This window comes from Devosia sp. (genome assembly GCF_034675085.1).
GTDB lineage: Bacteria > Pseudomonadota > Alphaproteobacteria > Rhizobiales > Devosiaceae > Devosia.
This window is the reverse complement of the sequence record NZ_JAUCDN010000111.1, coordinates 1-9,818: the sequence shown is the minus strand read 5'-3', so window position 1 is coordinate 9,818 and position 9,818 is coordinate 1. Positions and strand designations below refer to the sequence as shown.

9 protein-coding genes are annotated in these 9,818 nt (G+C 65.5%); 4 read left to right on the top strand and 5 right to left on the bottom strand.

Translation table 11 applies throughout. The annotated features are described in order from the left end of the window. The 3 genes from VDP82_RS08895 to VDP82_RS08885 form a co-directional block, all read right to left on the bottom strand. Positions 1–259: hypothetical protein (locus VDP82_RS08895; RefSeq protein WP_323014494.1), on the bottom strand; the 259-nt coding region annotated here is incomplete at its 3' end. Beyond that, positions 256–1,326, bottom strand: a complete 1,071-nt coding sequence (locus VDP82_RS08890; RefSeq protein ID WP_323014493.1) for an LptF/LptG family permease — start codon at positions 1,324–1,326, stop codon at positions 256–258. The genes VDP82_RS08895 and VDP82_RS08890, both read right to left, overlap by 4 nt. Then, positions 1,323–2,390 (bottom strand): LptF/LptG family permease, encoded by a 1,068-nt coding sequence (locus VDP82_RS08885; RefSeq protein WP_323014492.1) that lies wholly within the window; start codon positions 2,388–2,390, stop codon positions 1,323–1,325. Before VDP82_RS08885 ends, VDP82_RS08890 begins: the two co-directional genes overlap by 4 nt. Before the next feature lie 188 nt (positions 2,391–2,578). Between VDP82_RS08885 and VDP82_RS08880 the strand changes: the two genes are divergently transcribed. Both VDP82_RS08880 and VDP82_RS08875 read left to right on the top strand, forming a co-directional pair. Continuing rightward, positions 2,579–4,057 (top strand): leucyl aminopeptidase, encoded by a 1,479-nt coding sequence (locus VDP82_RS08880; RefSeq protein WP_323014491.1) that lies wholly within the window; start codon positions 2,579–2,581, stop codon positions 4,055–4,057. A 6-nt stretch (positions 4,058–4,063) separates the two neighbouring features. After that, positions 4,064–4,510, top strand: coding sequence for a DNA polymerase III subunit chi (locus tag VDP82_RS08875; RefSeq protein WP_323014490.1), 447 nt, complete (start codon positions 4,064–4,066; stop codon positions 4,508–4,510). 237 nt (positions 4,511–4,747) lie between these two features. On the opposite strand, the gene VDP82_RS08870 is transcribed toward VDP82_RS08875, so the two are convergent. Both VDP82_RS08870 and VDP82_RS08865 read right to left on the bottom strand, forming a co-directional pair. Continuing rightward, positions 4,748–5,524: a DUF4344 domain-containing metallopeptidase gene (locus VDP82_RS08870; RefSeq protein WP_323014489.1), complete on the bottom strand. Its 777-nt coding sequence runs from the start codon at positions 5,522–5,524 to the stop codon at positions 4,748–4,750. 144 nt (positions 5,525–5,668) lie between these two features. Continuing rightward, positions 5,669–7,537, bottom strand: coding sequence for an ABC-F family ATP-binding cassette domain-containing protein (locus VDP82_RS08865; RefSeq protein WP_323014488.1), 1,869 nt, complete (start codon positions 7,535–7,537; stop codon positions 5,669–5,671). Positions 7,538–7,746: 209 nt separating this feature from the next. Between VDP82_RS08865 and ndk the strand changes: the two genes are divergently transcribed. Then, entirely contained in the window at positions 7,747–8,169 is a 423-nt protein-coding gene (gene ndk / locus VDP82_RS08860; protein WP_323014487.1) for a nucleoside-diphosphate kinase, read from the top strand. Between the two features lie 98 nt (positions 8,170–8,267). Next, positions 8,268–9,818, top strand: a 1,551-nt coding sequence (locus VDP82_RS08855) for a DEAD/DEAH box helicase (protein ID WP_323014486.1), incomplete at its 3' end; no start/stop codon positions are given.

Here is a 9,818-nt window from a genome sequence, read left to right as displayed (position 1 = left end):
GGTTCTCGCCCTTCATCGTATAGCCACCCTGGCGCAGCACCACGTCGCCGCTGGCGGTGATGACATTGGCGACGCTGTCGAAGGTGAGCGTATTGGCCTCCACGGCGGTGGGGGCGGCGGGGTCGATCTCGGCATTGAAGAAATCGGCGGGCACCAGACCCTGCGCATGGCCGGCAACGGGAAGGGCGAGCGCAAGCAACGCGCCGGCGCAAGCCAGACGCAGCCCCTTCCCCTTCCTGCCCTTCGCCAAAATCCTCACGCGCGCCCATCTTCCTTGCGCAGCAAGACCGTCACGCCGATGACGATTGCCACAAACGCCGGTCCGATTGCCGCAAAGCTGGGATCGAGAACGCCGGCGGACCCGGCACGATCGGCCATCTCGGTAATCACGAACACAACGAACCCGAGCATAATTCCGTACAAAACCGCAGGCCCAAAATTAGAGCCTCTTCGATAACCTGCGGTAAACGCAAAAGCAATGAACAGGGCCCCCGTCAGCACCAGCGGCAGCGAGAGCAGCTTGAACAGCCGCATGGTGGCCGCAGCCTTGATCGAGGGATCGGCGACGCCCGCCTGCAACAGGCCCAGAATCTCGAAAAAGGTCATGTCTTCGGCCGAAGCCAACTTGAGGCCCAATTCGGCGGCGGTCGAACTGGTGGGGATGCGATAATTGAAGACGCGGAAGGCCGGCCGGTCGGGATTGCGCACCACCGCTTCGGGGAAAACCCATTCCCCTTCCTCCAGGCGCGCCTCGTTTGCCTCCACCCGCGCGGCGTCGCCGCCGCGGATGTGAAACAGCGTCACCTGGCCCAGCACCGAGCCGCCCGCCTGCATACCGCTGGCCATGAGAATATAGTGCCGCCCCTGGCCGCGCTGTTCGAGCCAGATTTCGCCCGGCGGGGTGAGCAGGGTGACCAGCCCCGGCGGGGTGGGGTTGATCTCGCGGTTGATCCTGGTGCTGAAGGTTTCCAGCCCCAGCCCGACGACGAGGCTCACCAAAGCCATGACCAGAACCGGCATGCGCACGATGCGCCAGATGGAAATGCCGCTGGCCTGGATGACGGTCAGTTCATGGCGCATCTTGAGATCGAGAAAGCCCAGGATGGCGCCCATCAGAATGGTCACCGGCAGCGTCTTGATGGTCCAGCGCACCGCGCTCATCGCCACCATGAGAATGGCGGTGGGCAGGCCATGGGCCTCGGCCACGAAATTGAAGCGCCAAGTGTCGAGCGATTCCACCAGCGCGATGATGCCGTAAAAGACGAAAAGGGTGACGGCGATGCGGCTGCCCAGCCGCGCGGTCACCAGCCAGTCGATCCGGGTCATGCCAAAACCTCGCCGGCGCGGCGCGGCCGCGTGCGCCAGATGATGACGGCCCCGGCCACGCCGATCATCCCCAGCGCGCCTGTGGCGGCGCCCAGCGGGCTATAGGCGCTCAGGCCCCGCTCGGCAAAGGCGATGAGCAGCACCACCGCTTCGAGCGGCATGGCGATGCGCGTGCGTCGCCCGCTGGGAAAACCGGCCAGCGCCAGCGCCACCATGGCGATGCCGATGACGCGCAGGCCTTCGGCCGAGCGGTTGGCCAACAGCATGGTCAATCCCTCATCCCACTCGCCGCTGGACAGGGCGGTGGTCACCAGCTCGACGCTGTCCTTTTCCGAACGCGGATCGACATAGCTGATCGCCTGGGCCAGGGTTTCGACATTGACGTCGTAGCGCATGAAGGAGACTTCGGAAAAACGTCCGTCGGCGGCGCTGTTTTGCAGGGTGCCGTCGCGCAATTCCAGCACGTAATTCTGCCCGTCGGTGGCCACCCGCGCCGAGGTGGCGATATAGGTGCGCCGCACCTCGGGATCGCGCCGGTCGTCGGCGAAGAACTCGCTGATCTCGCCATCGGCGGCGCGTCCGCCGATCAGCAGCACCACGCCCGGCGTCACCTGGGTGAAGCGGCCGGGCCGCAGCGTGGAGCTGACCAGATCGGCCGCGATGGAGGCGTTGAGCGCGTTGAGCTGGCGGTTGGCATAGGGCTCGATGAAATTGGACAGCACCAATACGCCCAGCACGCCCGCGCCCGCCACCACGGCGCTGGCCCGCCACAGCGAGGGCAGGCCGTAATTGATATGGATGATGTGCAATTCGCGGCTGATTTGCAGCGCCTGAAGCGCGCGCACCAGCCCGATGCCGATGCAGACATAGAAAAAGGCGATGGCCAGCGGCGGCATGGTGTAGAGCGCCTGTATGCCCAGCACCAGCGCGCTCTGGCCCTTGACCGAGACGACGTCGAAAGAGCGCAGGCAATTGACCATCCACAACAGCGCGCAGAGCACGCCGAACAGGATGAGGGCGTCCATAACGAACAGGCGGACGAGATAGGCGGTGAGTCTCTTCATGCACCGGGCCGGCATTGTCTCTTGCGCGGCGGACCTTGCGGCAGTTCGCCCCCGCAGGCAAGCCGGAGCAGGGCCTTGCCCGGATTTGTTCAATCCATTGTTGCGGGATTGACGCGGCGGGCAAAGCCCTCAATGTAGAACCGCATATCGGGCCGGCCCTCCTGCCGGCCAATTCTTCAAGGCCGAAAATGTCCCAGACCATCACCATAAGCGTCGCTGCCCTTGCCGGCGCCAATGCCCCCCTGACCATCATCTATGCCGCCGAGAACGAAGCGCCCGCCGGGGCCGGCGCCGCCCTGTGGGCCCGCACCGGGCTCGATTGGGCCCAGGCGGCCGCCATGGCCAGCTTCACCGGCAAGCAAGGACAGGCGCTCGACGTGCTTGGCGCGGATGGGCGGCTGCTGGTGCTGGGGCGCGGCAAGGCCGAGACCGCGCTGCCACGCAATGGCTGGACCGACCGGGGCGGCTCGCTGCTGGTCAAGATCGCCGCCACCCGCGCTGCCGATGTCGCCGTGGTGGTGGACGAGTCCGGCGCAGACGCCGCCGCCATCGCCGAGCTGGCCGCCGGGCTGCGCCTGCGCCACTATAAATTCGACAAATACAAATCCGCCCGCGCCGAGGACGGACCGGCCGATCTCAGAATAGCTCTGCATGTGGCCGATCCGGCCGCCGCCGAAAAAGCCATCGCCGATCGCGCCGCCACTGTAGAGGGGACGCTTTTGGCGCGCGACCTCATCAGCGAGCCGGCCAATGTGCTGGGGCCGGAGGAATTTGCCGCGCGGGCCGCGGAACTGGCCGAATTCGGCGTCGAAGTGGAAATCCTCGAACCCGAGGCCATGGCCGAACTGGGCATGAATTCGCTGCTCTGCGTGGCGCAGGGCTCTGACCGGCCGGCGCGGCTGGTGGTGATGCAATGGCGTGGCGGCAAGGCCGACAGCCAGCCCGTGGCTTTTGTCGGCAAGGGCGTGGTGTTCGACACGGGCGGCATTTCCATCAAGCCCGCCGCCAGCATGGAGGACATGAAGGGCGACATGGGCGGCGCCGCCGCCGTTACCGGCCTGATGCTGGCGCTGGCCCGGCGCAAGGCCCCGGTCAACGCCGTGGGCGTGATCGGTCTGGTGGAGAACATGCCCTCGAGCAAGGCCACGCGCCCCGGCGACATCGTCAAGGCGATGAGCGGCACCACCATCGAGGTCATCAATACCGACGCCGAGGGCCGGCTGGTTCTGGCCGATGCGCTCTGGTACACGCAGGACCGTTTCAAGCCCGCCTTCATGATCAATCTGGCCACGCTCACCGGCGCCATCATCGTGGCGCTGGGCCATGAGCATGCCGGGCTCTTTTCCAATAATGACGAACTGGCCAGCCGCCTGCTCGGCGCCGGCCTCGCCGTCAACGAAAAGCTCTGGCGCATGCCGCTGACCCCGGCCTATGACAAGATCATCGAATCCAAATTCGCCGATATCCGCAATTCGGCGGGCCGGCCAGCCGGCTCCATCCTGGCGGCGCAATTCCTGCAACGCTTCGTCAATGACGTGCCATGGGCGCATCTGGATATCGCCGGAACCGGCTTCGGCGCCGGCAATTCCGAGATCAATGCCTCCTGGGCGCCCGGCTTCGGCGTGGCGCTGCTCGACCGGCTGGTCCGAGACCATTACGAGGACTGATCCGGCATGGCCGACGTGCTCTTTTACCATCTCGAGGCCCGCCCGCTCGAAGCCGTCCTTCCGCAATTGCTGGAAAAGACGCTGGAGCGCGGCTGGCGCGCGGTGGTGGAAGTGGGCTCGACCGAGCGGGCCGAGGCGCTGGATGCGCATCTGTGGACCTGGCGCGAGGACAGCTTTCTCGCCCATGGGCTGGCGGGCGACGAGATGGACCGGCACCAGCCGGTGCTCATCACCACCGGCGCCGACAATCCCAACGGCGCGGCGGTGCGCTTTTTCGTCGACCGCGCCGTGCCGCAATCGGCCCAGGGCTATGAGCGGCTGGTCTACATGTTCTCCGGCCACGATCCCGATGCGGTCTCCGAAGCGCGGCTGGCCTGGAAGGCGCTGCGCGAGGGCAATGCGCTGACCTATTGGCAGCAGGAGCCCGATGGGCGTTGGGTGAAGAAGGCGTAGGGTGTGTGGGGGATGCGAAGCCACGCGCTGAGGTTTCAGCCCCGCGCCTCCTTTCCTTGGGGGAAGGGCTATCGCATATGGGCTGTGGCACGATAGCGCCGCGCCCACCCGGCGGCGCCTCCCCCTTGACGGGGGAGGTTAGGAGGGGGTGTCCAGAGCCCGAATATAGGGGCTAAACGCCCCCCACCCTTGATCCCTCCCGCAAGGGGGAGGGGGCGATAGTGCCTAACCTTCACCTCAAAATGCGTCGATCTTGCTCCGGCCCGAGCCGGCGCGGCGCTCAGGCACCGGCTCTTCGGCGGAGCGGTTGTCGGCGTAGAGGTCCATATAGTCCTGCATCAGCTCGTAGCAGAAGATGACCTCGATGGCATCCGAGTCATAAAAGGCATTGGCCTCGCCGCACCGCCGGGCCGTGAACCGCACCGGGCGGGGCAGGGGCAGGGCGCGCAATTCCTCGGCCACGTTTTCGAGCATGCCGCTGCGGCGCAGGGCATCCACGGCGCCGCGCAGCTTGCCGCTGGCATGGCGATAGCTGACGGTGACGGTGGTCGGCTTTTCAATCGACTGCCGGGCCGCGAACAGCCTGGTCCAGGAGCGGTCGATCATGTCATAATCGAGCCCGCAGCTATCCTGCCGGTCGGGCAGGATTTCGTATTTGTTGGCGAGGGGGCGGAAGGACGCCCGGTCCTTGCCCACCATCAGACAGACGATCTGATAGGCGCGCTGCTTGTCCAGGCTGTAGCCGGCGGCGAAATCGCTCTCATAGCCGCCGCTATTATAGGCGACGCCGGAATAGAACCATCCCTGGGCCGCATCGATCAGCGCCTGGCGAGAAGCAGGCGTGTTCTTATTGAGCAGGATCCAGGTGGCGACATTGTCGGCCGCGTCCTCCTCACGCCCCAGAACCGGCAATTCGAGCTGGTCGAAAAGGAGATGGGCCACTTCGTGATAGAGCACGAACAGGCTGTTGTTATGGGCAAAGCGCAGCATTTCGGCGCGCTGCGTCTTGGTCATCTCCTGCGCGCCGGCGGGCAAAGCGAGACAGACCAGCAGGAGGGCGGAGAAAAAGCGAAACAGGCGGCGCATAGAACACTTTCTGCGGCGATCCGGCAGGCAGGAGAAGCCATGGCGCACCGGCTGTCAACCGGCCCCGGCGGCTCAGGGGCGCTCGGCGGCCTCCAGTTCGGCACTGAGCGCCAGCCATTGCTCCTCGGCTCCCGCCAGATCGGTGGCGAAGCGGGACTTGTCGCGGCCCAGCGCGATGACCTGTTCGGGCGCGCCATTATAGACCTCGGGATCGGCGAGCCGGGCTTCCACCTTGTCGAGCTCGGTGCGCAGCCGGTCCATGCGGGTTTCAAGGTCGCGGAGGGATTTGCGCAAGGGGGCGACCTCGGCGCGTTTCGCGGCGGCCTCCTGCTTGGACAGCTTGCGCTCGCCCCGCCCGCCATTGCCCGAGCGTGGCTCGCGGGTGGAGGTGATGCTGCGCTGGTAGCTGTCGAGATCTTCGTCCAGCTCGCTGATGGTGCCCCCCTCGGCGATCCACAGCGTGTCGCAGGTGGCCTCGATCAGGTGCCGGTCATGGCTGATGACGAGCACGGCGCCTTCATACTCATTGAGGGCGTGCACCAGCGCGTCGCGGCTGTCGATATCGAGATGGTTGGTGGGCTCGTCCAGGATCATCATGCTCGGCCCCTTGAAGGTGATGAGCCCCAGCAGCAGCCGCGCCCGCTCGCCGCCGGACAGGTTTTTCGCCTTGGTGTCCATGCGGCTGGTGGTGAGCCCCATCTGGTTGAGGCGTGAACGGCGGCGCGCCTCGTTGTCGAGGGGCATCAGCTCCACGATATGTTCGAGCGGCGTCCAGTCGGGATGGAGCTTGTCCATCTGGTGCTGGGCGAAATGGGCGATTTCCAGCTTCTTGCCGAAGCGCAGCGTGCCGGAAGTGGCCTGGATGTCGCCGGCCAGCAGCTTGGCGAAGGTCGACTTGCCGTTGCCGTTGACGCCCACCAGGGCGATGCGGTCTTCGGGGTCGATGCGCTGGGTGATGTTGCGCAAAATGGTCTTGTCGCCATAGCCCGTGGCCACGCCGTCCAGCGTGATCATCGGCATCGGCAGCTCGATTTTCGGCTGCTGGAAATGGAAGGGCGCGGCATATTCGTCGAACATGGCGGCGGGCGGGCGCAGCTTCTCGATCATCTTGACGCGGGCCTGGGCCTGCTTGGCCTTGGTGGCCTTGGCCTTGAAGCGGTCGACGAATTTCTGCATATGCGCGATCTGGTCCAGCGTCTTCTCGCGGCTCTTGTTGTTGAGCTCCATCTGCATGCGGCGGGTGTTTTCGAACGTGTCGTAATTGCCCTTGTAGAAGGTCAGCTTGCGATGCTCGAGATGCACGATGGAGGTGACCGCCTTGTTGAGCAGGTCGCGGTCATGGCTGATCATGAAGACGGTATAGGGATAGGTGGCCAGGTATTTTTCCAGCCACAGCGTGCCTTCCAGGTCGAGATAGTTGGTCGGCTCGTCCAGGAGCAGCAGGTCGGGCTGGCTGAACAGCACCGCCGCCAGCGCCACGCGCATGCGCCATCCGCCCGAAAGCTCGCGCGTCGGGCCGAGCTGGCGCTCCTGCTCGAAGCCCAGGCCCTTGAGAATGGCCGAGGCCCGGGCCTCGGCGGTGTGCGCGTCGATATCGGCAAGGCGCGTGTAAATGTCCCCGATGCGGTGCGGATCGGTGGCGGTTTCGGCTTCGGCCATGAGCGCGGTGCGCTCCTTGTCGGCGGCCAGCACCACGTCGAGCACGCTTTCCTCCCCGGCGGGGGCTTCCTGCGCCACCGCGCCGATGCGCGCCTTACGGTTGACCTCGATATTGCCGGCATCGGCCGAAATATGGCCCTGGATGAGATGGAACAGCGTGGTCTTGCCGGTGCCGTTCTTGCCCACAAAGCCGGCCTTGACGCCGTCGGGAAGCACCAGGTTCGCATCCTCGAACAATTCGCGGCCCTGGATGCGATAGGTGAGATTGGAAATGGTCAGCATGGCGGGGCGATCTGGCGAAAAGGGGTGAGACTGGGCGCGGCGGGGGCGATGCGCGGACTGTTCGATAAGGTTTCGGGCCGGCAATGGCAACCGCTGCGCGCCGGGAAGCTGCCATTCATGCGCCGGGCGCGTAGCTCGTGGCTTGTTTCCCACGCCATCTGCGGCTAAAAGGCGCCACCTTTCCAACAGACCCAGTCAAGGATCGATCCATGGCGCTCGAACGCACCTTCTCCATCATCAAGCCCGATGCCGTCCGTCGCAACCTGATCGGCAAGATCATCGCCAAGTTCGAGGATGCCGGCCTGCGCCCCATCGCCATCAAGAAGATCCACATGACCCGCGCCCAGGCCGAAGGCTTCTATGCGGTGCACAAGGAGCGCCCCTTCTTCGGCGAGCTGGTCGAGCAGATGATCGCCTCCCCGGTGGTGGTGCAGGTTCTGGAAGGCGAAAACGCCATCCTCAAGAACCGCGAGATCATGGGCGCCACCAATCCCGCCAATGCCGCCGAAGGCACCATCCGCAAGGAGTTTGCCCTCTCGGTCGGCGAAAATTCGGTGCATGGTTCGGACGCCCCCGAAACCGCCGCCCAGGAAATCAAGTTCTTCTTCTCGGATGACGAACTGGTCGGCTAAGCGCCGGCAGAAGCCTGAATTGCGAGGCCGCCCGCCGGGGCGGCCTTTTTGCTTGATTATGGTATAGTCGCGCCTCAGCGCCGCATCGAAAGCCCCTGATGACCCTGCCTTCCTCCATTCTGCCCCCGCTCGCCCGCGCCCTTGCCGCCAAGGGCTATGACACGCTGACGGCGGTGCAGGCGGCTATGATCGAGGAGGGAACGGACGGGCGCGACCTCTTGGTCTCGGCCCAGACCGGCTCGGGCAAGACCGTGGCCTTCGGCATGGCCATCGCCCCGACGCTGCTGGGGGAAGAAGAGCATTTCCAAGGGGTTGGCGCGCCTTTGGCGCTGGTGATCGCCCCGACGCGCGAGCTGGCCCTGCAGGTGCAGCGCGAGCTGGACTGGCTCTATGCCGAGGCGGGCGCGCGCACCGCGTCCTGTGTCGGCGGCATGGATGCGCGCACCGAGCGAAGGGCGCTGGAGCGCGGCGCCCATATCGTGGTGGGAACCCCCGGCCGGCTGCGCGACCACATCACCCGGGGGGCGCTCGACATGTCGGCGCTGCGGGCGGTGGTGCTGGACGAGGCCGACGAAATGCTCGACCTGGGCTTCCGCGAGGACCTCGAATTCATTCTCGACGCCGCCCCTGAAGAGCGGCGGACATTGCTGTTTTCGGCCACGGTTCCCCGGCAAATTGCCCAGCTCGCCAAGACCTTCCAGCGCGACGCCCTGCGCATCAGCGCCAGCTCGGGCGAAGAGCAACATGCTGATATTGAATATAAATTGATGCTGGTGCCCGCCGCCGAACGGGAGAACGCCATCATCAATACGCTGCTTTTCTTCGAGGCGGCGAATACGATCGTCTTCGCCTCGACCCGCGAGGGGGTGAAGCATCTGTCGGCCAGGCTGCACAATCGCGGCTTCGACGTGGTGACGCTGTCGGGCGAGCTGACCCAGTCGGAACGCACCAATGCCTTGCAGGCCATGCGCGACGGGCGGGCGCGCATCTGCGTGGCCACGGACGTAGCGGCGCGCGGCATCGACCTGCCCAATCTCGATCTGGTTATCCACGCCGATTTGCCAACGAATCCAGAGACTTTGCTGCATCGCTCCGGCCGCACCGGGCGGGCCGGGCGCAAAGGCACCTGCGTGATCATCGCCCCGATGCACCGCCGGGGCGTGGCCCAGCGCATCCTCAAATTCGCCAGGCTGGACGTGGCGACCATGGCTCCGCCCAGCGCCGCCGAGATCGAGGAACGCTATCGCGCCCATATCCTTGCGGCCGAGGACCTCACCCGTCCCGAGAGTGACGAAGAGACCGAATTCGCTAACAGACTGTTAGCATCTCACACAGCGCGAGCCATCGCTCTGGCCTATCTGCGCCAGCAATTGGCAGCGCGTCCCGTGCCCGAGGACATCACCGCCGATTTCGCGCCCGAAAAACCCGGCGACCGCGACCCCAGGACCCGCGAACGCTTCGAGGGCGGCACCTGGTTCAAGGTGAGCCTGGGGCGCAAGCACAAGGCCGAACCGCGCTGGCTGCTGCCGATGCTGTGCAAGGCGGGCGGCGTGACCAAGACAGCGATCGGCTCCATCCGTATTTTCGATACGGAATCGATCTTCGAGGTTGCGGCGCCCAAGGCCGACGCCTTTGCCCACTCGGTGGAA